The 23,235-nt window shown below is 38.7% G+C and carries 27 protein-coding genes and 1 other annotated feature; of the genes, 7 read left to right on the top strand and 20 right to left on the bottom strand.

Annotated features, from left to right (window positions below; genetic code table 11):
• Positions 1-40: 40 nt before the first annotated feature.
• From RSX31_RS05680 to RSX31_RS05695, 4 genes are all read right to left on the bottom strand, one after another.
• Positions 41-1,147, bottom strand: coding sequence for a Ger(x)C family spore germination protein (locus RSX31_RS05680; protein ID WP_148994058.1), 1,107 nt, complete (start codon positions 1,145-1,147; stop codon positions 41-43).
• The gene (locus RSX31_RS05685) at positions 1,144-2,247 is read right to left on the bottom strand and encodes a GerAB/ArcD/ProY family transporter (RefSeq protein ID WP_148994059.1); all 1,104 of its coding nucleotides are present in this window, start codon (positions 2,245-2,247) and stop codon (positions 1,144-1,146) included. Before RSX31_RS05685 ends, RSX31_RS05680 begins: the two co-directional genes overlap by 4 nt.
• Entirely contained in the window at positions 2,231-3,754 is a 1,524-nt protein-coding gene (locus RSX31_RS05690; protein ID WP_148994060.1) for a spore germination protein, read from the bottom strand. The genes RSX31_RS05685 and RSX31_RS05690 overlap by 17 nt, the downstream gene beginning before the upstream one ends.
• Before the next feature lie 75 nt (positions 3,755-3,829).
• Positions 3,830-4,618, bottom strand: coding sequence for a nucleotidyltransferase domain-containing protein (locus tag RSX31_RS05695; RefSeq protein ID WP_148994061.1), 789 nt, complete (start codon positions 4,616-4,618; stop codon positions 3,830-3,832).
• Positions 4,619-4,717: 99 nt separating this feature from the next.
• Between RSX31_RS05695 and RSX31_RS05700 the strand changes: the two genes are divergently transcribed.
• A complete protein-coding gene (locus RSX31_RS05700; protein ID WP_148971084.1) occupies positions 4,718-5,809 on the top strand; it encodes an AI-2E family transporter in 1,092 nt (363 codons plus the stop codon).
• Between the two features lie 112 nt (positions 5,810-5,921).
• On the opposite strand, the gene RSX31_RS05705 is transcribed toward RSX31_RS05700, so the two are convergent.
• The 4 genes from RSX31_RS05705 to RSX31_RS05720 form a co-directional block, all read right to left on the bottom strand.
• On the bottom strand, positions 5,922-6,359 hold the full coding sequence (locus RSX31_RS05705) for a GNAT family N-acetyltransferase (RefSeq protein WP_315633784.1): 438 nt from the start codon (positions 6,357-6,359) through the stop codon (positions 5,922-5,924).
• Between the two features lie 121 nt (positions 6,360-6,480).
• Entirely contained in the window at positions 6,481-6,750 is a 270-nt protein-coding gene (locus RSX31_RS05710) for a hypothetical protein (protein ID WP_148971082.1), read from the bottom strand.
• A gap of 67 nt (positions 6,751-6,817) precedes the next feature.
• On the bottom strand, positions 6,818-7,534 hold the full coding sequence (locus RSX31_RS05715; protein WP_315633787.1) for a Type 1 glutamine amidotransferase-like domain-containing protein: 717 nt from the start codon (positions 7,532-7,534) through the stop codon (positions 6,818-6,820).
• A gap of 173 nt (positions 7,535-7,707) precedes the next feature.
• Positions 7,708-9,213, bottom strand: coding sequence for a glycine betaine uptake BCCT transporter (locus tag RSX31_RS05720; RefSeq protein ID WP_315633790.1), 1,506 nt, complete (start codon positions 9,211-9,213; stop codon positions 7,708-7,710).
• Between the two features lie 256 nt (positions 9,214-9,469).
• Here RSX31_RS05720 and RSX31_RS05725 point away from each other — a divergent pair, with 256 nt between their 5' ends.
• Positions 9,470-9,607, top strand: a complete 138-nt coding sequence (locus RSX31_RS05725; protein WP_315633791.1) for a hypothetical protein — start codon at positions 9,470-9,472, stop codon at positions 9,605-9,607.
• Between the two features lie 251 nt (positions 9,608-9,858).
• Here the strand turns inward: RSX31_RS05725 and RSX31_RS05730 are convergent, their stop codons facing one another.
• The 4 genes from RSX31_RS05730 to mscL form a co-directional block, all read right to left on the bottom strand.
• Positions 9,859-10,074 (bottom strand): hypothetical protein, encoded by a 216-nt coding sequence (locus RSX31_RS05730; protein ID WP_315633793.1) that lies wholly within the window; start codon positions 10,072-10,074, stop codon positions 9,859-9,861.
• Positions 10,075-10,244: 170 nt separating this feature from the next.
• Positions 10,245-10,442 (bottom strand): cold-shock protein CspD, encoded by a 198-nt coding sequence (gene cspD, locus RSX31_RS05735; protein ID WP_032088076.1) that lies wholly within the window; start codon positions 10,440-10,442, stop codon positions 10,245-10,247.
• A 183-nt stretch (positions 10,443-10,625) separates the two neighbouring features.
• Positions 10,626-11,180, bottom strand: a complete 555-nt coding sequence (locus tag RSX31_RS05740; protein ID WP_315633799.1) for a DinB family protein — start codon at positions 11,178-11,180, stop codon at positions 10,626-10,628.
• 86 nt (positions 11,181-11,266) lie between these two features.
• Positions 11,267-11,650 carry a large conductance mechanosensitive channel protein MscL gene (gene mscL / locus RSX31_RS05745; protein ID WP_315633800.1) on the bottom strand — a complete coding sequence of 128 codons (384 nt, stop codon included), beginning with the start codon at positions 11,648-11,650 and terminating at the stop codon, positions 11,267-11,269.
• A gap of 127 nt (positions 11,651-11,777) precedes the next feature.
• Here mscL and RSX31_RS05750 point away from each other — a divergent pair, with 127 nt between their 5' ends.
• Together RSX31_RS05750 and RSX31_RS05755 are read left to right on the top strand one after the other, a co-directional pair.
• A complete protein-coding gene (locus tag RSX31_RS05750; RefSeq protein WP_315633802.1) occupies positions 11,778-12,599 on the top strand; it encodes a hypothetical protein in 822 nt (273 codons plus the stop codon).
• Positions 12,556-12,804, top strand: coding sequence for a DUF2164 domain-containing protein (locus RSX31_RS05755; protein ID WP_262371757.1), 249 nt, complete (start codon positions 12,556-12,558; stop codon positions 12,802-12,804). The genes RSX31_RS05750 and RSX31_RS05755 overlap by 44 nt, the downstream gene beginning before the upstream one ends.
• A gap of 33 nt (positions 12,805-12,837) precedes the next feature.
• On the opposite strand, the gene RSX31_RS05760 is transcribed toward RSX31_RS05755, so the two are convergent.
• The 3 genes from RSX31_RS05760 to RSX31_RS05770 form a co-directional block, all read right to left on the bottom strand.
• On the bottom strand, positions 12,838-13,287 hold the full coding sequence (locus tag RSX31_RS05760) for a hypothetical protein (RefSeq protein WP_148994067.1): 450 nt from the start codon (positions 13,285-13,287) through the stop codon (positions 12,838-12,840).
• Between the two features lie 806 nt (positions 13,288-14,093).
• Entirely contained in the window at positions 14,094-14,711 is a 618-nt protein-coding gene (locus RSX31_RS05765) for an NUDIX hydrolase (protein WP_315633803.1), read from the bottom strand.
• Positions 14,712-14,957: 246 nt separating this feature from the next.
• Positions 14,958-15,935, bottom strand: coding sequence for a cation diffusion facilitator family transporter (locus tag RSX31_RS05770; protein WP_262371760.1), 978 nt, complete (start codon positions 15,933-15,935; stop codon positions 14,958-14,960).
• 157 nt (positions 15,936-16,092) lie between these two features.
• Here RSX31_RS05770 and RSX31_RS05775 point away from each other — a divergent pair, with 157 nt between their 5' ends.
• Positions 16,093-17,154, top strand: coding sequence for a DUF3900 domain-containing protein (locus tag RSX31_RS05775; RefSeq protein WP_148971075.1), 1,062 nt, complete (start codon positions 16,093-16,095; stop codon positions 17,152-17,154).
• Positions 17,155-17,274: 120 nt separating this feature from the next.
• The gene (locus tag RSX31_RS05780; protein WP_315633806.1) at positions 17,275-18,096 is read left to right on the top strand and encodes a GNAT family N-acetyltransferase; all 822 of its coding nucleotides are present in this window, start codon (positions 17,275-17,277) and stop codon (positions 18,094-18,096) included.
• A 53-nt stretch (positions 18,097-18,149) separates the two neighbouring features.
• Here the strand turns inward: RSX31_RS05780 and RSX31_RS05785 are convergent, their stop codons facing one another.
• Positions 18,150-18,638: a metallophosphoesterase family protein gene (locus tag RSX31_RS05785; RefSeq protein ID WP_148994070.1), complete on the bottom strand. Its 489-nt coding sequence runs from the start codon at positions 18,636-18,638 to the stop codon at positions 18,150-18,152.
• Positions 18,639-18,656: 18 nt separating this feature from the next.
• The gene (metG, locus tag RSX31_RS05790) at positions 18,657-20,291 is read right to left on the bottom strand and encodes a methionine--tRNA ligase (protein ID WP_148994071.1); all 1,635 of its coding nucleotides are present in this window, start codon (positions 20,289-20,291) and stop codon (positions 18,657-18,659) included.
• 59 nt (positions 20,292-20,350) lie between these two features.
• Positions 20,351-20,616 (bottom strand) — a binding site (T-box leader).
• 136 nt (positions 20,617-20,752) lie between these two features.
• Here metG and RSX31_RS05795 point away from each other — a divergent pair.
• Positions 20,753-21,349, top strand: coding sequence for a class I SAM-dependent methyltransferase (locus RSX31_RS05795; protein WP_315633809.1), 597 nt, complete (start codon positions 20,753-20,755; stop codon positions 21,347-21,349).
• An 83-nt stretch (positions 21,350-21,432) separates the two neighbouring features.
• On the opposite strand, the gene RSX31_RS05800 is transcribed toward RSX31_RS05795, so the two are convergent.
• The 3 genes from RSX31_RS05800 to RSX31_RS05810 all read right to left on the bottom strand — a co-directional run bounded on the left by RSX31_RS05800 (position 21,433) and on the right by RSX31_RS05810 (position 23,113).
• On the bottom strand, positions 21,433-21,798 hold the full coding sequence (locus RSX31_RS05800) for a VOC family protein (RefSeq protein ID WP_315633811.1): 366 nt from the start codon (positions 21,796-21,798) through the stop codon (positions 21,433-21,435).
• 15 nt (positions 21,799-21,813) lie between these two features.
• Positions 21,814-22,818 (bottom strand): S66 family peptidase, encoded by a 1,005-nt coding sequence (locus RSX31_RS05805; protein ID WP_315633812.1) that lies wholly within the window; start codon positions 22,816-22,818, stop codon positions 21,814-21,816.
• A gap of 133 nt (positions 22,819-22,951) precedes the next feature.
• On the bottom strand, positions 22,952-23,113 hold the full coding sequence (locus RSX31_RS05810; protein ID WP_187443443.1) for a hypothetical protein: 162 nt from the start codon (positions 23,111-23,113) through the stop codon (positions 22,952-22,954).
• Positions 23,114-23,235: the final 122 nt, after the last annotated feature.

The following is a 23,235-nucleotide window of genomic DNA, read 5'->3' on the forward strand; positions in this document are numbered from 1 at the left end:
ACTAAAGGCTGGACATTTTGATAAATCTTAAAAATACATATTAATTAATAATCCCGTGACCCACGATATCCACTTTTATAGTCGGTACAATGGTAATGGTGGGGTATGTTTCTGTCCAATTTATTTTTTCCCATGTTTTCGGATGATAAGCAATCAATTCTCTGCCAATTCCAAATAAATCAGAGTTGGCGATTTGAATTTTTTCTATCATTTTTTGGGCATCTTCTGTTAATTGCTTTGAAATTTCTTTGTTTAGGTATTTAAGTTTATTTTTGTCGGTTAATTTGTCCTGAGGGTACTCTGCGATTGAAACATCCATATTCGTGTCGATACCTACCTGAATATTGTCTGGTGTGTCTGAGACAATTGTAAGTTTTGATTTAGATTTAGCAACATTGTACGTAATATAATTGTCAATGTTCATTTTTTTATCATTGTCAATTTTTGTAACGAACCGAGTTCGCTTTGCTCTTTGATTGTCCATAAGCAGATATAAAGTTGATTCTTCAAAGGATAAAGTCCCCGTTAGTGAATTCTTGTGGAAAATTGCTGTTCCATCTAGTTCAACTTCACCATCTTTCATTTTAATAAGTGGAAGCGCAAAATCCTTTCCTTCATCAAACATTATCGTACAAACCGTCTGTAAATTTTGTTTAGGTATACCTGTAGAGCCTTCCGCACTTGTAAGTATTTCAATCAGAAACTCAGATATCAAAACATTTTTCTCATTCAATTTAGATAGAATTTCTTCCCCGCTTCCTTCCACCACGGCCAATTTCGCAGAAATAGAGCTATTGGGATCGCGGTAGAAGATATCTAAAAATTTATAAATATCTTTCTTGGCTAATTCTTCCCCCAATAAGAACACCCGGTTTTTTGAGGGTTCAAAGACTCCGGAAATCTTCCTGTCCATACTCATCCTTGTCTCGCGAATCGTTTTCCCTTCACCCTGTACCATAACATTGGTAGGGGTTCTATCCTTAAAGTCACGAATGATGGCAGTCGCTTTAATGGTATCTTCATCAACCATATCAAAGGAAGAAGAAAAAACAAGCCTTCCGTTTTTAAGTAAACGTTGATCCCAACACCCCGCCAAAGAAAGGTTGATGAAAAGTAGAACCAATCCTATAATGTACTTTTTCCTCATACACGTTTCCCTCTTTCCTTCTTCTTGAAAATAAAAGAGACTCCCAATAATATAAATGGAATGACAAGTACAAAGAGATAGGATATATTAAGCACCCATTTGTTGTACATATCCATTTGTGATGCTTTATTGGGAACTAAGGCTATGATGAAAGATAAACTGCCAAAAAATATCGTAATGACAGGACGTTTGATTCGCTTAAAGATATGGGTACTTCCCTCCGTCGATAAGAAAAGGTAGCTGGTTAACGAAGTTATTACACTGACCACCCAAAGTGAAACAAATACCAAATCAACTCTCTCAACGATTTGCAAATACAGGGATTTCACATAATATAGAACCGGCTGAGGGATGATGACTAACTCTTCAGGACTGAACGTTATTAGACTTACAATGGTGAGAAATGCATACATCAATGTCACAAAGAGATTGGCCATTGTAGCTGAGAATAAGACAGACCGTACCCCATTATGCTGGAAATAAGGAAAGAGAAATAATAGTAATTCAAAGCCAAGCATTGAAAAATAAGCTTCTTTTACCCCTTTCAAAATATTGACGCCGCCGGAGTGTCCAATTGGGAGTAAATATCTCCAATCCACAGGGTACATGAACAACACAACGATAGAAATCATAATCAGAAAGAAAATCAGTCCCGAGACCACAACATAAACATTGCAAATGTCGGATAAAAGTTCCTTCCCTAAGTAGATTGCTGTTCCCATTAAGAGAAGCATGATAATCCATTTTGGTGTTAGTGTAAGCACCCACGTTTTAATGATAGCAGTTGAGTACATCAATATAAGGCTGGTTACAAGTAGTCCATAAAAGACATAGGATACATTTATGAATGTACCCCCTGCTTTACCTACTAATTGTATTGAATACTGGAAAAGAGATTTAGAGGGAAATCTTCTTCCTAATACCCAAAAAATTGTTATAAATGATTGAACAACAATACCAGCCAGTAATACTGATATCCACGCATCACCTTTCGAAACGGAAAATACGTTAAAAGGAAGCCCAAGAACCCCGACTCCAATTTGTGTTTGAATAATGAATAACATCAATTGAATGGAAGTGAGATTACTCTGATTCTTCATTTTTTTTCCATCCTCGAGGATCCGTCGTTTTCCACTTATACTGTGGTTTCAAATCCTTTGGCCTTTCTTTCATCAGCCACATAGGTACACGAATAAAGGTGTCTTTTAGTGACTTGAAATCCAAAGGTGCCACAGGGTATAAATAATATTGGCCCAATGATTTAAGCGTCGACATATGTATCAACAACAACATCAAACCTATTACTATTCCGAGAACCCCAAATAAAGCAGCAAAAACCATTAACGGAAATCCCAGTATCCTGACGGAAGTACTCATTTCGTTAGATGGAATAACGAAAGACGATATAGCTGTAATTGCGACTACGATAACCATCGTATTGGAAACCAGGTTTGCTTCCACAACAGCCGTCCCAATTACAAGTCCTCCCACAACACCAATGGTTTGAGCAATAGGATTCGGTAAACGTATGGCAGCTTCACGAAGTAATTCTAAGGTCAATTGCATTATTGCTGCTTCAATCAATGGGGGGAATGGAACATACTCCAGGGAGCTTTTAATCGAAAATATTATTTCTACCGGTATGATTTCATAATTATATGAAATGACAGCGATATAAAATGCGGGTAAGCAAAGTGTTGCAATAAAACTGATTAATCTAATGAATCGTACAAATGAACCGATAAATGCCCGATTATTATAATCCTCTGCCGTTTGAAAGAAAGAGAAAAAATTCACAGGCAGAAGTAAAACGGTAGGACTTCCTTCCATTACAAGAGCAATCCTGCCTTCCATTAGATTTCCGGCTACACGATCTGGTCTTTCCGTATTCAAAAACTGGGGAAAGGGAGAAAACGAATTATCTTCTAAAAATTCTTCAAAGTATCCAGGTGACTGAATCGCATCTACTTGGACATAATTGATCCGGTCTTCAATCGTTTTCAGCAATTCAGGATTTGTCAAATTAGATAAATAAACTAAAGCGTACTTTGTTCTTGTTGTTTCTCCTACACTTGAGTATTTCACTGTCAATTTCTTACTGGAAATTCTCTCTCTTATTAAATGCACATTTTCTGTAATATTTTCACTGAACCCTTGATGTGATCCTCTAATCACCTTTTCATTTATTGGTTCAAAACGATTAGTAAGAATTTTGGGCATACTGATAAAGGTCAGGATTTCACTGTCTTCCGTAATTAATAGGCAGTGTCCATCCACCATTGCGCTGAGTGCCTCGTCTAAATACAAGGTTTCTTTAATACTATTACTACTAACGACATCACGTATTTCGCCTGAGCCTTTTTCTAATATAGGTTTTATAATATATGTCTGTAAGCTCCTATTATCAATGACCGAATCAATAAACATAATGGTCATTATTTTACTATTAAAGGTTAATTCTCTTATTATTAAATCATCAGTATTAAATAAACCGTTACGAAAATAAGAAATTTTCTCTTCTAAAGTGAGAAATTCGGGAACTACTTCTTCTTTTTCTGAAAGCAGCTGCTTGGGTATTCTTCTATTCCTTTTATTAAACGAACTCATATTAGCACCTTCAGTAAGAATCTTTTTTTCTATGTTTCCCAAAGGAGGTGCTATTATGCATCCCCGAGGCTCATGTTAACGTTCCTTTCCGTAAAAATGCATCCCCCATACATCTTCTAAAATAGTGATGAATGTTTCGTTTATATGTCCCCATTGAAAAGAATCATCCATGTGTAGATTCTCCAGAGTCCCGTTCATTATTAGTAAGTCATTACTTATGTAGTCTTCAAAATTCCTAACAATGGGGTTAGGAACCTCCTTTCCATTAACTCTTGCTCGAATCATAGATGAAATGGTGTCCTTTATTTCTTCATTTATATTAATGTGGTAAATCATTTCGTTCATCCCATTTGGAGGAAACGTTTGAAACTCTTCAATCCATTTACAAGCAAGCCACGGTCTGATAATCGTCATCCATTTCTTCAAATCTTTGGTATCCTCATACAGATACTTTTCAATATTGCGTTTAGCCATCTGGTTGTAATGAATTAAACAGCTGGCGGGAGAAAAAGTCATGTCTCTCAGCTCCCTGATATTCTTTATAACCGAGAGCTCCCTATACACGTTTTCATTTGTTAGCCACTCCAATAGAGAGGGGTTTGATTTCCGAAGTAGTTTGAGTGCTTTACTAAGGTCCCAGCCGCTGAATTCAATGGAATCGTATGTAGACTTTATAATAACGTCCTTGGTCTCTTGAAGATTTAAATATGCGGTAACCTCCCGAATATAAATAAAACGGACATCATAATCACTCTCATCTGTTTGATACCCCCATGCACGACTCCCGGCTTCAACGGCATACAGAATTATTACTCTCTCTTCTATTTCGATATTTTTCAGCTCACCTAGAATGATTTTTCTCACAAAATAATTCTCCTTAACTTATCTTTATTAGTAGGGTTTTCCTTTCAGTATTTGATATACTTAATCACACAAACAAGTCGATAGATAGAGGTGAATAGCTTGACCAAGAAAAAAATGTACTCATGGAGCCTGCAGGTTCTCATTATTCTTACCATTATTTATGTTTCAACAAAAATCTCCTTTTTATTTGAACCGATTGTCGTATTCGCTTCAACATTATTTTTTCCTATCATCATTTCAGGATTTCTGTATTTTTTATTAAATCCATTAGTCAATCTCCTGGAAAAAGCAAGATTACCGAGAACCATTGCCATCATCGTGCTTTATGCTGCTATCATTGGTGTAATGGTGCTAATTATTGGGAATATCGCGCCTATTCTCACAAAGCAGATAACAGGGTTGTTCAATGAACTTCCGGAGTATGCAAGACAAACGAGGAATTTCATCGAATACTTATCTGAGACTCAACAATTCAAATGGATGATGAGTCAAGACTATGTGTCACTAAAAGATGTAGAAAAACAGCTAATGGACTTTGCCAATACTTTACCAGATAATATTACAACTGCTCTTAAAGGAGTAGTAAGTGTACTGACCAGTATTACGATATTGATTGTCACCGTCCCTTTTCTATTATTCTTTATGTTTAAAGACGGTCATAAATTTCCTAAGGCAATCTCAAAATTCCTTCCTCCTGCCTACCGGGAAGAAGGGATCAACACTTTAAAGGATACGAGTGATACACTTGCCGCATACATACAGGGACAATTGACGGTAGCATCCTTTGTAGGAACCCTGACTTTTATCGGGTATTTGATCATTGGACTCCCCTACGCATTGGTGATGGCGTTAATAGGGGCGGTAACGAATATCATTCCATTTATCGGCCCTTTTATCGGTGCTGCACCTGCCATCATCGTGGCCCTGTTTGATTCACCGACGAAAGCCATTCTCGTCATAGTGGTTGTAACGATTGCACAACAAATAGAAGGGAACCTCCTTTCACCTCTTATTTTAGGAAAGCGGCTGGATACTCATCCAGCGACGATTATCATTTTATTGCTGGTGGCAGGAAACTTAGCGGGTATCCTTGGAATGATTTTAGCCGTTCCTTTTTACGCGGTAACAAAAACCATTGTGTTAAATTTAGTGAAGTTTATTAAACTGAGAAGATCTGCGATTCAAGAATGATAGTGGAGAGACAACCGGGCTAGCCCGGTTGTTTATTTCTGACGTGACAAAAACGTGGAAGTTGAACCGAAAGAAGGTTAAGGAGCAGATATGATTGACTCGATCCCGACAATCATATTTGTTTATACATAATCACATGCGGCCCGATTGGTTCTATTTCAAATACATCCCCCAACTGAATTAATCCCAATTTCTGATAATATGCCCCAGCCGAAATTCTGGCATTGCACCACCACATTTCGCACCCTTTATCTTTAAGAATTTCTTCACTGTATTCGATGAGCTGCTTTCCAATGCCATTCCCCCTGTAATCCGTAAGGGTGGCCATTCCCCTTAACCGGTAAGGCAGATATCCATTCAAACCCGGTTGTTCCTCCTGATAAAAGGAACCGATACTGATCAGCACTTCTCCTTCAAAAACACCAATGTGGAAGGAACTGTCGTCTAAATCTCCTTCGTAACGACACTCCTCTATCGATTGAGTCGGCCTTAAGATTTGTTGTCTAATGGCATATGTATCGGTAGCTGAAATAAAACGAATATGAATCATTTTCACCCTCCATTTTTGATCTCTAGTTTTTCATCCCTATTTTATCATAGCATCTTCGTCATATTTGAGGTGAATAAGAAAAGGAGCAATCCCTCCATAGGAGATTGCTCCTCTTGTATCCTTATTTCTTTTTAAATAACTTATTTGATGCACCTTTGACTGCCTTGCTTGCGGTGTCTACTGTTTTCCCGACCATTTTGTTCCCTGTATTGCTTACATTTTTCACAAAATCTGCCGATGTATCTGACACTTTCCCTACAAGTCCGCCTTTACCGCTTACACTTTTGATTATTTCGTTAGCTGTGTCTGCCGTTTTATTCACTAGCCCGCTGGCTTGCTTTGAAGTGTTCTTTACAAAGTCACTTGGAGTATTTCGTTTATCTTCAGCCATGATGTTCTCCTCCTTAGAAAAAGACTCATCACTATCCCTATGTCAACCAATTTAAAAGTATGCTGATTCAGGGACTATCCTTATACCCCTTTTTTAGAAATTCTGTCGATAAAACCGTTTCGTGCATATCGCCATCTCTCTTCTCGACCCAATAGGCCGAAGCATGAACTCTTGAACTCACTACTTTATAAAGACTTTCATCAATAAAATGTAAAGCAGCACCATCATCCACCCCATAGCCTGCTTGAAATATCCCTTTACGGATGAATGAATGAAATTGAATACGCCTATCTTCTTCGCCGTCATAATGAGGGGAGTGGCTTCCTTTTAAGAATCCCAACCCTTTAATCGTTTCTAATTCTTCACCATACGAATCAGTAATTCCTTCTTCAAACCAACAGATCGAACCTGCGCTCAAACCTGCAAGAATCGTCCCTGATTCCCAAGCTTTCTTGATGATAGAATCGACCTCCCACTCTCTCCATAGGGCAAGCATACTTTTTGTATTGCCGCCACCCACATAGATAATATCCTTTTCAAGAAGGAACCCCTCTAAATCTTTGGTAGGCAATTTGAATAGTGATAAATGGGAAGGCGTACACTGAAGCGAGAGAAAGGAATTGTAAAATCGCTCTATATAACCCTCAGCATCTCCACTGGCTGTAGGTAAAAAGCAAACCTTTGGCTTAGATTCCCCGGCCTGATTTATTATATATTGATCTAAGAGCAAGTTCTCAGGCTCCATGGAAAATCCGCCCCCACCCATTGCGATAATCTGTTTCATTGAATCAACACTCTCCCTCTATTCGAAATTCCCAATAAGTATCTTAATCCTATCAAAATCTGTGACTATAAGCGTACATTTTTTACAATTCAAGAAGAAAAAACAATAGAAAAAACCCCCTATACGAAATAGAGAGTTGATCACTTACTTTATTACTTCTACTGTTAATAAAATCACTTACCAGCACCAGACGTTTTTTTCTTTTTCAATTTCATTTCTTTTTGGAATGAAAGAATTAATCCATATGTCATGACAAATAAGATGATACCTAATGGTAATGCTGTGATGATGGTGGCAGCTTGTAAACCGCTGATTCCCCCAGTGCCCATCAAGATCGCTGCAATGGCAGCTAGTACGATTCCCCAGCTGAACTTCACGAAGAATGGAGGGTTCAAGCTTCCATTGGACGTTTGCATCCCCAGTACAAATGTTGCAGAGTCAGCCGAAGTCACAAAGAACGTGATAATCAAGATGAGGGAAATAATCGACAGCACCCCACTTAGAGGCATTTGATCATATACATAAAATAGTGCCGTCTCCAAACTTTGACCCGCTACATCTACGCCTTGAACAAAGTCGTAATACAATCCTGTTCCTCCGAATACTCCAAACCATAGAGCGCATACGATTGTAGGAACAATGATGACGGCGATGATAAACTCCCGAACTGTCCTTCCTTTTGAAACCCTCGCAATAAAAGTTCCCACAAACGGTGTCCATGATATCCACCACGCCCAATAGAATATCGTCCAATCCTTCACCCACTGATTATTCTCCACATTAAAAGGTGAAAAGCGTAATCCCATACTAGGAAGGTTCTGAACATAGCTCCCAAAAGTGGTCAAAAACAATTCCAGGACAAATTGCGTAGGACCTGCGATGAGAAAGACAATGAATAACAAGACCGCCAATATCATATTGGCATTGCTCAGGTATTTAATTCCTTTTGATAAACCAGAAGCAGCAGAAGTAATAAATAGGACCGTTGCAACTCCCATGATGATAAGCTGAACTTTAAAGTCAATCGGGGTTCCCATCAGATAATTAAGTCCACTATTAATTTGTTGTGCACCAATTCCAAGTGAAATCGCCACACCGAAAAGTGTGGCAAACACAGCGACAATATCAACAATATACCCTATTGGACCTTTCACTCTATCTCCAATGACAGGATATAATGTGGCACTCATCAGTCCTGGCATGTCCTTCCTGAATTTATAATATGCAAGTGCCAATGCTACGACCGCATAAATGGCCCAGGCATGGAATCCCCAATGAAGATATGTATAGCGTAATCCGATTTTAGCTGATTCAATGGTCCCGCCTTCCCCATATGGTGGAGTGGAGTAATGAGAAACAGGTTCCGAGACCCCATAGAAAAGGAGTCCGATTCCCATTCCCGCACTAAAGAGCATGGCAAACCATGTCAATGTGGAATATTCAGGCCTATCAGTGTCCTTCCCTAATCGAATCTTCCCATATTTACTAAATGCAAAGAAGATGGCGATGATGAAAAAGAATGAAGCTGAAAATTGATAAAACCAGCCAAATTTGTCTAGAAGAACTCCTTGAGTATTGGACATGATATCGATTAATGCCTGAGGAAAAATAACCCCCCAAGCCACAAAAATGATGCCGATTGTAATCGCAATCCAAAACATTGGTGTAAAATTTTTCAAATGACTTCCCCCTTAATTCGTTGTTGTAGCTCTATCATGTAGAAATAGGTAAGTAAAGAAAATAAATGCACGAACTTATTAGTACCCCCCTTTTCCAAGGGCTAAACTAGTAAGTAACTGGAAAGTGAGGGACGGACCTTTACGAGGTCCGTCCCTCACTCTAAATTCACATATTCTAAATTCACATTTTTAAATTGATTTTTCGTGTATCTTTTTTTCATTTAGGGGCAAATTATAGTAGACGGAGGTGATAAACATGACTAACAACAACAACAAACCACAACAACAAAAAAATGAAGCAGAATTTGCACAAGAGCAAAACGCTGCTGAAAGAGCTAGAAAAGCTGCTAAACAACAAAATCAGCAAAATCAACAAAACCAACAAAATAAATAAAACATAGGACACAATTGAATACTTAATTAGAGACTAGTCAACTGACTAGTCTCTTACTATTAAGCCCGTTTCTCTTAGCACAGGATTTCTTTAAACCATTCCACAATGTGTAAATGATCTTTCATAATGACTCCTATGGGTTGGCTAGATCCTTATCATGATGTTACATAGAAAAACCTCCCAGGATTGTTCCGGAGAGGTTAGTGTGATTAGCTTATTCTTGATGGCATGAAGTGTGCACATATAGCAGGTTATGCCTGCTCCTTCTTTTTCAAAGGTTTATACGCAACAATAACCGCAAGTACCGCGGCTACGACATTGATGAAGGTCCCAATAACGGGAGACCCTTTATATCCATCACTATGATATAAATTGGTTAAAACCAGACCAGCAATAAGACTTAGTATGATGTTACTTCCTATGAAAACTCCAATAAAAACAAAAAATTTCTTAGCGTTTTTCCACAAAATTCAGCACTCCAGTAAATAAGTATCGTTAACAGTACAGTAACAGAATTATTGAGGAAAAACCACTATAGAGGCGTGCTTTATAGAGTCCGGTATCCACTGGATGTGGGAAAACACAAAAAAACAGAGTACGTCAGCTGACGTACTCTGTTTGGAGTTTTACGATTGAATTACTTTTGAACGTTAGCTGCTTGTGGTCCACGAGCACCTTCAACGATTTCAAATGTAACGTCTTGACCTTCTTCTAATGATTTGTATCCTTCACCTTGGATAGCAGAGAAGTGAACAAAAACATCGTCTTGACCTTCAACTTCGATGAAACCGAAACCTTTTTCAGCGTTAAACCATTTAACTTTACCTTGTAACATAAAACAAGTACCTCCTAGTGCAGTTGCACATAAAAATATTTATATTCCTGCTCTGATTAAGATTCAAGACGAATGTTCTTCAATCATGCACATTAACCGAACAAAAATAACTATCTTTACTATAACAGAATCTCATACAAAACTCAAGAAATGTGGGGCAATTTGTAAATTACAAGTGTGTTTCTACTCTGCCCTTGTTGGATTGTGTTCTTTTGTATATAGTTTTTTGATCATCCGTATTTGTCCCCTATGATTGATTTCATCTTCAAATACATGAAACCACTTAAAGAAGTTATTTCCTTTTTCACCATACCACCAATCCGTTTCTTCATATAGCCAGGATTCATCCAATTGTTTGAACTGTTCCACCGTTTTGTTCCTTGTCATCTGCAAGTTTTCCAGGTAGAATTCGACTCCATTTCCTTTAATCAATTCGGCTGCCTTACTGCCTAAGCTTAAGGCAGGTTCCAAGGTCGTTGCGTATTCATCAATTTCATCATCACTTAAATTTTCAAAGGTCAAGACCTGATAAATTTTTTCAACTGCATCAAAATGAGCAAGAAGCATCCCGATTGAATTTGCTTCATCATGACATCTGTAGTCAAGCATTTCCACCGGTAAGTTCTCCACTTCACTGATAGAAGTGAACCGTGCATAGTCCATCATTGATAGGAGTAAAGAAAAGTCTTTCTTCATTCCATTTTTTTCTTTAATTAAATATATTGAGTTGATTTCCATTGTTTCTCCCCCCGGTTTATTCTTCTCTTACTATATATATTGGATAAATATAGTAAAACTCCTTGTTTATTTTGTCGATTATTCAATTATTCAGGACTGTGCTGGGGATCTTTTAATAAATCACGTATCTCTTTAAGCAGCTCTTCCTTCTGATCGACCTTTATTTCCGCTTTGATTTCCTCTTTTCGCTCCATTTTCTTATATAACCGAATAATAAAGAATATGGCGAGGGCTATGAGGAAGAAATCCACAACGTTTTGCAGGAAGACTCCATATGTAATGACAGCGTCTCCTACCGTAACTTTTAAGTTCGCAAAGCTGATGCCACCAAGCAATATACCAAGAAGGGGCATTATGATGTCATCCACCAAGGATTTGACGATTTTACCAAAAGCTGCACCTATAATGACCGCGACTGCCAGATCTATGACATTTCCTTTCACGGCAAACTTTTTAAACTCTTGCCACATTCGCATTCTCCTTTTGTTTACATTGAAGTACAGGAACCTTGCCTGTCAGGAGTTAGTTTGCCACAATTATACAATTTTATATAGTAGTATGAGTTTCTTTATAGCTACAACAGTTTTTTAGAATTACATGGGAAAGGAGAGAACAGATGATGTTCTTTTCCCTCAGATACACGACAGGATTCTTCAATATGTCCTAAAGGGTAAGCCGGAAGATTTCATCGAAGACAGGGAATTTTATTTAACACATCGATTCATAAATCAATGCCCACCCTTTGGTACAATTGTTCCAAGGAGGGATAATATGTTTTGGATATGGTGTGGACTCATTCTTTATGCATTATTTCTTGCACCTGGAAAAGTTTTTACAACTGATCCTATTGTACAGAACTTACTTACTGGTAACTTTGCTGAGGTGGATCCACTTGTTGTAACTGTTTTTAACTTCCTTGGCCTATTCCCATTATTGTTTGCTTCATTATTGATCCCAGTTGAACGGGGCAATCCCCCCGTATGGCCATTTATTTTAGGATCATTCGTTTTGGGGGCATTCAGTCTTCTCCCTTATTTTTTCTTACGAAAGAGAAAGACCCCTTCATCAAAAAGAAACCCTAAATGGATTCATAAAATTCTCAAATCCAACGTTTACAGTATTCTACTTATTCTATTAGCATTCTCTTCGTCCATCTATCTTCTAAATGGATTTTCACTGATCGCTTATTGGGAAGCGTTCAACAATTCAAAACTTGTAAGTGTCATGACAATTGATTTCTTAGTTCTTCTCTGGCTCTCATCCTATGTAATGAAGACTAAATACAATGTCACACGTTTTCCTATTCTTAGCTTCATTCCCGTTATAGGTCCGCTTGTGTTACGATGGATAAAACACAATGGGAGGAAAACTTATCATGTTTACGAAGATACCAAAAGAACAGAAAGACACGATGATTGAACGGATTCAAACGTTTTATTATGAACAGACCGGTGACGAAATTGGGGATTTAGGTGCTGAAAATTGGTTCGATTTCTTTATGAAAGAGATTGGTCCATATCTCTATAATCAGGGAGTGATGGATTCTAAAGATGTATTGATGGATAAGATGCTTCTTCTCGAAGATGATTTGTATGCTTTAAAAAGACCGGTAAATACTAGATGATCAATACAGACAAAGGAGCAGGACAATGCTGTCCTACTCCTTTGTTACGTTATGAAGAACTGCATCATCAATTCGACCGTTATCATTAACAAGTTCAATTGTGACAGCTTCTTTGTCTTTATTCTTTATTTCTCTTATCAACTTGTCGATCTCTTCCGGTTTTTTAATATCTACAGTTTTCATAACCTCAAACTCTTGCGGAGATTCTCCCTGTTTACGGCTCTTTAACTCTTCATCTGCGTAAATCAGATCCGTTCCCAGGGCATTTTTAATCGTGGTTCCCTGCAGGAAGAAACGGGTTTGAAACGGAGTATCAGGTTCAAGTTCTTTGTCTGTGACCACTCCTCTGAACGTAATCGTATTGGCCTTTTCATCTATTGTCACTCCACCACTCACGACCATTTCAGCAGCATTCCGGTTACATGCACTCAATAGAACGGCCATAAGTATTCCGGCTATGATTACTACTTTTGATGCTTTCACTAAGGTGTCCTCCTTATATGTATGTGCATTAATATTTTACCAAATGTTGAATGAAAAGTGCCAGATACAATTTGCACTGTACTTTTAATGCAAAATTAGTGGGATTTAATGATAGGAGGCAGTATGGATACAGGACAGGGAACTTTGTGAGGTGAAACAGTGGATTAAAAAAGAGGTCGGTGGTCAAAGGGCTTTGTCATTCAATTTTATCGATTGATAAACATACGAAAAATTACTTGGTGGCCGGATCAAAGTCGCCATCTTCACTCTTTGTTGGAGGAAATGGAGTGCATACTGATTTCCGATATAACTTATAGCTTTTTTGATATTTCATTATGTTGGTTTGATCTTACCACCAATCGATGACATCAAGTAAATCAGCCGGACGATTGTTAAGCTATCGCCAGCTAGAGAAAATAAAAGAATTCCTATTCATTACTTTGTGAGATGCTTGTTACATACGGCTTTAAGGATAAACATTTTTTCTTGTAGACTTAACATTCTCCAACACTTTGCACGAATAATCATAATGATCTCCCCTTTCCTTATTTTCATACTCTTTTACTTACTTGTCTTTACCTCCTTTTCAACCATTACAAACACTTCAATTTGCTACATATTTACAAACAAAAATACTTTCTCCGACATGTTGCCCTATCGAAAAAAGTATTAATTGAAAACATATGTCAATACGTATAGGTAAATGTAGAATTCTTTTTGAAAAAGATCTCGTTTTAATTTGAAATCATGTTTAATAATCATTGATCTCGTGGAACTTTTAGAAAGCACCTTATTAAAAAGTCCATTTACGAAAGGAGTTTCACAAAATGATGAAGTACCCTGGCTGTTAGCCCCCATATTACTTTGTCTTCATAGTAATAAAAATGTTCTTTCATATTTCTCGCTTGCCAGTTGTAATTTTCTCCACCGGGAATCTGTTTGAAGGGAAAGCTCTCTTCTGGCTCCATCTTGAACTTGATGTTATACAAGTCCGGTTCCCTTTCCTGAAGATAGGTTAATGGTGTAGTAAAGATTTCATCCACTTCAGCTTGATTAGGTTTTAATTGTTTTAAGGATACATTTATCTTGCCTACATATGGATAAATGATCGTCCCAAAAGGAGATACGATATAATCAAGTGGATACACATCTGTAATGGTGTCCGTATGAATTCCCAGTTCTTCTGATGTCTCACGAATAGCTGCTGCTTTCTCATCCGAATCACTTCGATCTATCCTTCCTCCAGGAAAACAGATTTCTCCAGGTTGTCTTCTCATGTTTAAGGAACGAACTTCAAATAAAACATGTGTTTGGCCGTTGACCTCAATCAAAGGAAGTAGAATAGCATATTCAGAAAATGTTTCACTTCCAAGCACTTTCGGAGTTCTATCTTTGAATAGCTGCAGTATCTCATTCACATCCATTCTATCCCCCCCTTCTTTAGATAATCTATTCTATGATTTTCTTTATTATAGTATGAACAAGTAGCAAGACCAAGCTATACGTCTCCCCACTTTCCTATTTGATCTAAAACACTATCGTATACTGAAAGAATCTTAGAAGTACTATTTTTCGTATTGGACATCCTCTTTCCCACGACCTTAATTCATTGCCTAGTATCCAAATAAAATAAACATCCTGCTGAACGTATCGGCAGGATGCTTTGTTACTTATTGTTCAGGATTTATTCCTTTCCATTCCTGAATTCCATCGTCTTCGATGATCCCCAACGTTACGTCCGCAATGTCCGGATCACTCATTAATTTATCTTGAACAGAGAATTTAATATCATCTGCTTCCGAAAGGGGTAATCCCCTTTTCAGTTCAAGGTAAGATTCAACATGATAGTATCGACCTTCCTGAGTGATTCTCAGTTTAAAGATATCGATTACTGCTTCGTGCTCAAAGATCGCACTTGCGATTCGGTCCTCGACTTCCTTTGGAGCAGCCACTCCTATCAGACCGACCATGTTGTCATAACCGACTCTGAAGGCGACTCCAACCATGAGGAATCCAATGACAATGGTGACGATTCCATCCAAAAGCTGATAGGCAGAGAAATAGGACACCAATACCGCAATCAGAGCTAAGATAGCCCCTGAAACAGCGACCAAATCCTCATAAAAAACGAGCCTTGTCGGTGGTGAAGCACGCTTTACGTTTTTAAACGCTCCTGAGAAAATTCCCAAACCCGTGCTTTCAGCTCTTGCTTCCTGTCCGATTTCCTTCATTACTTTATAGAGAATGGCACCATCGATAAGGATATTCAGTAATAATACCGACACGTTCAGCCAAATGCCCTTTACCTCTGCGGGATGTTTAAGTAAATGAATCCCTTCCCGTATGGTTTCATAGGCCATGATGGAAACAACGATAACCGCAATCATGCAGAAAAGATTGATGACTCTTCCAAATCCTGTCGGGAACTTATCCGTAGGTTGTTTTTCTGAAAGAACACTTCCTATAAATACAAAGCCTTGATTCACTGCATCAGCTAACGAATGCATCGCCGAGGCAAACATTGCTCCACTTCCACTGATGAAGTAGGCTATCCCCTTTGCAATCGCCAGAATACCGTTCCCCACCATAGCGAAAAATGATGACTTGTTTCCTTTCTTCACTAATGAAATAAAAGATTGATCCCCCACATTTCACACCACCTATACTTAATTCTTAATAAGTAGTATCTCACCAGATAGAACTTTCATAAGCCGATTGACGAACCTTTTCAGCTTTTCTATACTGTAACAATGAATGTATAGATGATTACATAAAACGAATTTATTAAGGTCAGGAGAACAAAACATGGATTTTACTATTCAAAACCTTTCCTTCTACTTAATACAGGTAGAGGGCAAAGGGGAAGAAGCCGATAAACGGCATAAGCATTTTCAGACGTTAACTGGTACCGAATATGAAGAAAGTCCATTAAAAAGCTTTTTAGATGGCGAACTAACCAAAATCGTGAAACGGAAAGTAGATCGACATTCAAAGTCCGAGTCTGCCCCAACAAAAATTGGACGATTTGTAGTGGAACCAGGTCATGAACTGACTTCCAATCCAAATTTTAATTTATTTCACCGCACACGTTATGCTGAAAACAAAGAGGACTTTCGCGAAGCCTGTGATCAAATTGTTCAAATGTACTTAGAAGCGAGTGCTATCCGCGGTGGTGCATTCCTCGTTGCGACTGCAAAGCTGACTAAATTCTTCGACGATCCTTTTGTGTTCATCATGAAATGTGATTTTGAACCAAAGGTTGCCACCATTACCGATGAAGCGACTCTGATTCACAATGTCGAAATGGCGATTACGACGAAAAACATGAAATCCATCCAATATCCTTACATGCCTGAAGAAGGCATGATGGACTCTGCCGAAATCAAGATTCATCAAGCTTCACACGCCAGATACTTTGAAGATTTCTTGAAATGGGTGGAATATGAGAAGTCCATGCCGGAAATCGTGAAATCTCAGGTTTACGGCATGGTCAAGGAACATATTTCAGAAACCTATGCCGAAGAGAGTGACGAACGGGTTGAATTTGAAGAAGCAGTGGAAGAATGGGCAATCAGTCCAAAGCGTGAGCTTCAGGAAAGGTTCACGACTGAACAAGTGGTAGAAGCCACCTCCCAAATCGTCGAACAGTCACCTGAAGTCGAACTGAAGGTGAAACTTGATCATGTATCCGTTAAAGCTCTTCTTTCCGACTTTGGTGACAGCATTCATCTTGCGAAAGTAAACGGTCGATATGTACTGATGATCGAAAGCGAGTCCGTCATGTTTGAAAAAGGCTTCTCCCCACTGGAATTTTTAAAGCCTGATGAACTGCATGAAGTGATTCAGCGAATACAAGAAAAAGAATAAGATAGAGCCATGTTTTAAAATACATGGCTCTTTTTCTAAGAAATCTCTTGTCTAGATGAAGGAATTTTCATAAAATTTAGTAAGTAACTTCTTTACATTTTGATTAATTGGAGATGAAACATGCTTACTTCAAAACAGCTTCAAGACATTAAAAGCCTGCAGATCGTCTGCGAAAAACACGAAGGGATAAATTTAAAACTTAACTGGGATATGCTTAAAAACCGTACAAACAGCCTGGATGATTTTCTTCTTTACGAAGAGGAGCAACTGATAGGATTTTTAGGGTTGTACGGCTTTGGTGAAACATATGAATTATGTGGGATGATTCACCCGGATTACCGTAACCAACAACTATTTCGAGAACTATTCCAGGAAGCCATACAATCACTAAGGTCACGATCTGTTCAAAAACTCTTACTGAATTCTCCCGGCTCTTCAGCTTCCGGGAAGGGGTTTATTGAAAAAATAAAAGCCACTTATGATTTTACAGAATATGAAATGAAGTGGAATAAAAAAAGTTTGTCCTTAAACAACACTGATCTTCAATTACGGAATGCTTCTGAAAAGGATATAGAAACGATCATTGACCTTGATGAAAAATGCTTTCACGTTGTAAGGTCTGATGCTGAATCATACACCAAGAGATTACTTGAATCAGGTGAAGGAAACTTAATGATTGTTTACAATGGAGCCACCGTAGGGAAGATTAGAATTCAACGAGTGGACAATCGAAGCTTTATTTATGGCTTCGCTATCCATCCCTCCCATCAGGGAAAAGGCATCGGTAGAAATGCCCTGTCTCAAGTCGTGATGAAGGAATCCGAGTGGACCGGCGATATTTACCTGGATGTATCGGCTACCAACAGGAATGCCCTTAAGCTTTATGAATCAAGTGGATTTCAGACCTTCTATAGTCAGGATTACTACCAGTTTCCTTTATAAGATTTAGCCATATTAACGAGGAAGAGCACAGAGGTTCAGACCCCTGTGCCTTTTTAACGGTAAAATTTATGTTCTATTTTCCACGTGTCTTCAATGGTCAAAACACCGTGGGAGAAGTAAGGAAGTTTACGTTTATCCGTGGGGGATCCTGGATTAAACAAAAGTCTCCCTTTCATATAGCGGGAATATGGGATATGTGAATGACCAAAGACGATCAAGTCTACCTCATCAGATTCGAACGCTTCCAGAGCTCTTTTCTCCGTTGTTTTCCCCTTCCCGTGTCCGTGCACCACACCGATTTTCAGTCCTTTTTTCTTGATGATTCTTTTTCGGGGAAGAAGCGCTTGAAGATCTGCATTGTCCCCATTTCCGACAACGGCAATCAGTTCTCCGTACTCCATAAACTCTCGATAAGCATCAAGGGTTTGAAAGTCTCCTGCATGGATGATCAAATCACTACTCATGAGATCTTCCTTCAGAATTTCAGGAAGCCCTCTCCTTTTTTTAGGCATGTGGGTATCGGACACGACTATAATCTTCATCTCATACTCCTTTTGGTTTCACTGTGCTTTCTGTTTTAATTGTTTCCGTTCTGTCTCAATTTGATCAAGGTCAATACGGTTAAACAATGGTGTTGTCGCTTCAATGCTGATTTCTACCGGCAAAGATACTGGAGCCCATACGGATTGCCCGCTCATACCCAGTTGATCAGCCAATTTTGAAGAAGTGAAGGGGAGAAACGGTTGAATGAGATTCCTTAAATTACATAATAGGTACAGGAATTCCTCTAATATCTTTCTTCCTTCCTCCCTATCCTCTTTTAATACATTCCACGGTTTCAATTCATCAAAACGCTTATTCGACCATCGAATGAATTCGAATGCTATTTCAATTCCCTGTCGAGTGTTCCCTTCCTCAATCGATTGCCCAACCGAATAAAATGTTTCTTCTATTTTATCCTTAACAACATTAGGCATAATAGAGAGAGTAAGGTTATGACCAAATTCTTTCCCATAAAATTTCAACGTGCGTTGAGCCAGATTCCCCAGAGCTCCCAGCAGTTCACTGTTATGACTATAAATGAATTCTCTCCAGGAGAAATCTGCATCTCTCTTTTCCGGTGCATTAATGGTAAGAAAATACCGAATGGAATCTGGATGATAGTCGTTGAGAAGTTCCTTCACCCAAACAGCCCAATTCCCGCTCGTTGAAATTTTCCTTTTCTCAAGGGTTAAATATTCATTTGAAACAATATAGTCAGGAAGATTCCCTTCGCCAATTCCTATAAGAATGGCGGGCCAAATAATACTATGAAAAGGGATATTATCTTTTCCATGTACATAATAGGACGTGGTTGCCTCCTGCCAAAAGTCCTTCCACTCACGCTGATGCTCCCTCGCCCACTTTTTTGAAGCACTCAAATAGCCACTCACAGCCTCTATCCATACATATATTTTCTTATCTTGAAAACCTTGAATCGGGACCTGCACACCATTCTCTAAATCCCTTGTAACCGGTCGGTCATGCAAGCCTTCCTTTAAATAGCGATTTGTAAGCTGAAGGGCATTATCTCTCCACCCGGTGCCGTTATCCATCAGTAATTGTTGAAGAGGTTCCTGTAATTTAGAAAGGGAGAAATATAAATGCTTTGTCGTCCTAAGCACCGGTTCATGACCACAGAGCTTGCAGGTTTTATCCATTAAATCAGTCGGGTCTAAAACCGTCGAGCATTGATCACACTGATCACCTCTTGCCCTCGAGCCACATACGGGACAGGTTCCTTCCACAAACCGATCAGGCAAAAATTGATGATCATGCTCACAATACGTTTGCTCCACTTCTTTTTCATAAAGCCAACCCCGTTGATAAAGAGTGGTAAAGATGTTTTGAACTTCTTCATGATGATGTGAGTGATCTGTTCTTGTGTACTCTTCATAACTAAAGCCTAAAGCGTGGAAACACTCCAGGAACTCGTGGTGATATCGATTCGCTACCTCTTCAATGCTTTTTCCTTCCTGTCTGGCCCGAATACCGATGGGGGTCCCATTACAGTCACTTCCTGACACGTAGAGAACATCTTCTCCTTTTAGACGGTAATATCTTGCAATAATGTCCCCTGGCAATAGGGCTGCGATGTGACCTAAATGTAACGACCCATTTGCGTATGGCCAAGCGCCACCAATAAATATAGTCATGACCTTATCCTCCTCCTGAAAAATATAAAAAACCCCTCGTCCTTAGATATCGATCGACATCTAAGGACGAGGGGTTGAACTCGTGGTACCACCTTAGTTTATAGCTTGCTCACACAAGTCTATCTCAGCAAGTACGGAGCATATAAACAGCTCTTATACCGTGACAATGATAACGGATGCCCACTCCCGTTCCACCCTACACCAAAGCGGTTCGAGTAGAATGCTCCGAGACCATTTTCCATAACGAGTTACCCTGCTTCTTTTCAGCTTCCGAAGCTCTCTGATTAAGGACTCATCTATGTACTCTTCTCATCAACGCAAGTTAGATTTGTTTATATTATGCCACTTTTCCAAAAAATTGCAACATCGCTTTAAAGGTTTTAATTGTGAGTATTAGTGGAAAGGTGTATAGACGATACTATTTTATTAGACCAGATTTCAGCAAAAGAGGTGATGCCCTGTTGTTTTCATTACAAAAGCAATTCAAGCGTCCTAATGGATTACTCGGCTGGTTTGTCGGAAAAGTAATGGAATTCGATAATCGAAAAATAAATAATTGGTCCATTAAGCAATTGTCCATTAAAGATGGCGATCATATTCTGGAAGTAGGCTACGGGCCCGGATATTGTATTCATCGCATTTCAAGTCGTTTTCCTAAATCGCTTGTGGATGGGGTTGATATTTCTGAGACAATGAAGAATGCTGCACACAATAAGAATGAAAAAGCCATTGAGAATGAAAGAGTTCGGTTATTTGTTCATGATATTAGTCAATTTGAATTGAACAATGTTGAGTACGATCGGATTTTTTCCGTCAATAACTATCCTCTATGGAAAGACCAGAAAAAATCACTTTCACATTTATATAATATGTTAAAAAAAGGTGGCACCCTTCTCATTACCGTCCAACCACGCGGGGATGAGGAAAGGGATAGCAGGGCGAAACACTATGGCGAGAAAATTTCTGAAGCTTTGCATGAAGCTGGCTTTAAAGATATCACTCTTTCTTATAGGAATGTTAAACCCGCTTTAACGGTATGTGTGAAGTGTGTGAAGTAGATTTGCAAAAACAAGCACCTCCTTAAGAAAATCAATTCTTACAGGAGGTTTTTCCTTTACCGTTTAAATGTTCTTAATCCATTTTAATCCGTACAAATCATCAATAAATTCCCGTTGACATCTCTAAAGTTAAAATAAGAAAAGTCGGGAAACGTGATGATCCCGGATTCAAATGTGACTTTCTTTTCGTGAAAGTCTTCTCTTACTTTTTCAATTTGAGTGGTATGGAAATTGCACATTGGAACATTTGAAGCAGATGGAGTGAATCCTTTTTCCTCTTCTAAAGTTAGTGATGTTTCCCCCATCTGAAAAGTATAAACGGGAAGCTCCTCAATCTCATTATACTGCACTGGATCGACTTCAAAACCCAGTACTTTTTCGTACCAATCCACAGAATCCTTTAGATTAAGAACGGGAATAAACACTGTATTCATTTTTCTTTGAATCATGTGAACTCCTCCTTATTATGTAGCCGGCTTTTCCACCAGATGGAAATCAATTTGATTTTCGTGAACTTCAAGCCGGGCTTGGATTCCGTTTGGAAGGATAAACATAGGGTCAGTATGACCAAAATCCAGATCCGTAACGACTGGGATTTCATACTCCTCTGTGACACGGGATAAAATGCCGGCCAGTTGATTCTCTTTAAAGCCAACGTGATCATGAAAACGTCCAACGACTAGACCATTAATTTTCGAATATACACCCATGTGACTGAGTTGAGTTAAGTATCGATCAATTGACGACGGGGTTTCCTCTGGATCATCTTCAATACATAAAATGGAACCATCGAGATCTGGAAAGTATTCTGTACCTGCAAGAAGGAGCATGGTTCCCATATTGGCTGCAATGATTTTTCCTTCTGCTCTCCCTTCTTTGACTACATGAGGTCCCTTATTTACAATTTGTTCTCTTAATCGATTGTCTTCTTCGTCCCACCATAGATGTTCCATTACATAGGAAGAAGAGGCGGAGTAATCTACTCTTTCACCTTGAACGAGTGATTGGAAGAAGTGCTCCTTTGTGTATGTTTGCAGTCCTCCATATTCTCCAAACTGTGGCAGAACGGCAGGTCCAAGATATGTTGTGAGACCGGTCTTTTGATAAATGGCCAAGTGGAGAGCCGTTATGTCACTGTATCCGAGGAATATCTTTGGATGCTTTTGGATTAAAGAGAAATCCAGAAAATCCAGTAGTTGATGAGAACAGGTTCCTCCAATGGTGGTGATGATGGCTTTTACATCTTTATCCCTGAAGAGATTATGTAGGTCCTCCACTCTTTCCTCGATGGTACCAGCCATATACTCTTCAATTTTCAACGTGTTTGGCGCTACTTTCACGTTAAAGCCTAAATTCTTAAGCTCTTCAATCCCTCTTTTCAATCTCTTAGGGCAATGAGCAGCGACTGGGGAAGATGGGGAACAAATCCCGATTGTATCTCCTATTTTTAATCGATTTGGAATCGTCATCTGCTTGACCTCTCCATCAAATATGTCTTATAATGTCAGATTAATAGAAATAGTAGTACAATACAACCTTTATCTTCGCATTTCAGGTTCAAAAATAAAACAGCCAGCCCACTTAGGACTGACTGTTACCATTTTATTCTTCTGTATTGTTTTCTTCAGTGTTGCTTTCTTCTTCCATGTTTTCTTCCGTTTCAGTACCTGTGTCTTCCTCTGTGTCTCCACTGCATCCGGCTGCAAATGTTACTACTGATAGAGCTGTCATTGACATTAATAACCACTTTTTCATACTTTTCATTTTTAATAGCCTCCTGTTATGATGCTTTGTTCAACTACATCTCTATCATACTGATTTCAGGAGGAAAAAGAAGGTTATTTACCTTTATTTAACATACATTTAGAATCTGTTAATCTAGGCGT

The sequence above is a fragment of the Rossellomorea yichunensis genome (assembly GCF_032337515.1).
Classification (GTDB): domain Bacteria; phylum Bacillota; class Bacilli; order Bacillales; family Bacillaceae_B; genus Rossellomorea; species Rossellomorea yichunensis.

Coding starts and splice junctions, on each gene's coding strand:
- RSX31_RS05805 (WP_315633812.1), bottom strand. CDS start 22,818: ATGACGATTCCAAATCGATTAAAAATAGGAGATACAATCGGGATTTGT.
- RSX31_RS05775 (WP_148971075.1), top strand. CDS start 16,093: ATGGATTTTACTATTCAAAACCTTTCCTTCTACTTAATACAGGTAGAG.
- RSX31_RS05780 (WP_315633806.1), top strand. CDS start 17,275: ATGCTTACTTCAAAACAGCTTCAAGACATTAAAAGCCTGCAGATCGTC.
- RSX31_RS05710 (WP_148971082.1), bottom strand. CDS start 6,750: ATGGCTGAAGATAAACGAAATACTCCAAGTGACTTTGTAAAGAACACT.
- RSX31_RS05740 (WP_315633799.1), bottom strand. CDS start 11,180: ATGGAAATCAACTCAATATATTTAATTAAAGAAAAAAATGGAATGAAG.
- RSX31_RS05725 (WP_315633791.1), top strand. CDS start 9,470: ATGACTAACAACAACAACAAACCACAACAACAAAAAAATGAAGCAGAA.
- RSX31_RS05755 (WP_262371757.1), top strand. CDS start 12,556: ATGTTTACGAAGATACCAAAAGAACAGAAAGACACGATGATTGAACGG.
- RSX31_RS05750 (WP_315633802.1), top strand. CDS start 11,778: ATGGGAAAGGAGAGAACAGATGATGTTCTTTTCCCTCAGATACACGAC.
- RSX31_RS05810 (WP_187443443.1), bottom strand. CDS start 23,113: ATGAAAAGTATGAAAAAGTGGTTATTAATGTCAATGACAGCTCTATCA.
- RSX31_RS05680 (WP_148994058.1), bottom strand. CDS start 1,147: ATGAGGAAAAAGTACATTATAGGATTGGTTCTACTTTTCATCAACCTT.
- RSX31_RS05785 (WP_148994070.1), bottom strand. CDS start 18,638: ATGAAGATTATAGTCGTGTCCGATACCCACATGCCTAAAAAAAGGAGA.
- metG (WP_148994071.1), bottom strand. CDS start 20,291: ATGACTATATTTATTGGTGGCGCTTGGCCATACGCAAATGGGTCGTTA.
- RSX31_RS05765 (WP_315633803.1), bottom strand. CDS start 14,711: ATGGATGTGAATGAGATACTGCAGCTATTCAAAGATAGAACTCCGAAA.
- cspD (WP_032088076.1), bottom strand. CDS start 10,442: ATGTTACAAGGTAAAGTTAAATGGTTTAACGCTGAAAAAGGTTTCGGT.
- RSX31_RS05705 (WP_315633784.1), bottom strand. CDS start 6,359: ATGATTCATATTCGTTTTATTTCAGCTACCGATACATATGCCATTAGA.
- RSX31_RS05715 (WP_315633787.1), bottom strand. CDS start 7,534: ATGAAACAGATTATCGCAATGGGTGGGGGCGGATTTTCCATGGAGCCT.
- mscL (WP_315633800.1), bottom strand. CDS start 11,650: ATGTGGCAAGAGTTTAAAAAGTTTGCCGTGAAAGGAAATGTCATAGAT.
- RSX31_RS05690 (WP_148994060.1), bottom strand. CDS start 3,754: ATGAGTTCGTTTAATAAAAGGAATAGAAGAATACCCAAGCAGCTGCTT.
- RSX31_RS05685 (WP_148994059.1), bottom strand. CDS start 2,247: ATGAAGAATCAGAGTAATCTCACTTCCATTCAATTGATGTTATTCATT.
- RSX31_RS05800 (WP_315633811.1), bottom strand. CDS start 21,798: ATGATTCAAAGAAAAATGAATACAGTGTTTATTCCCGTTCTTAATCTA.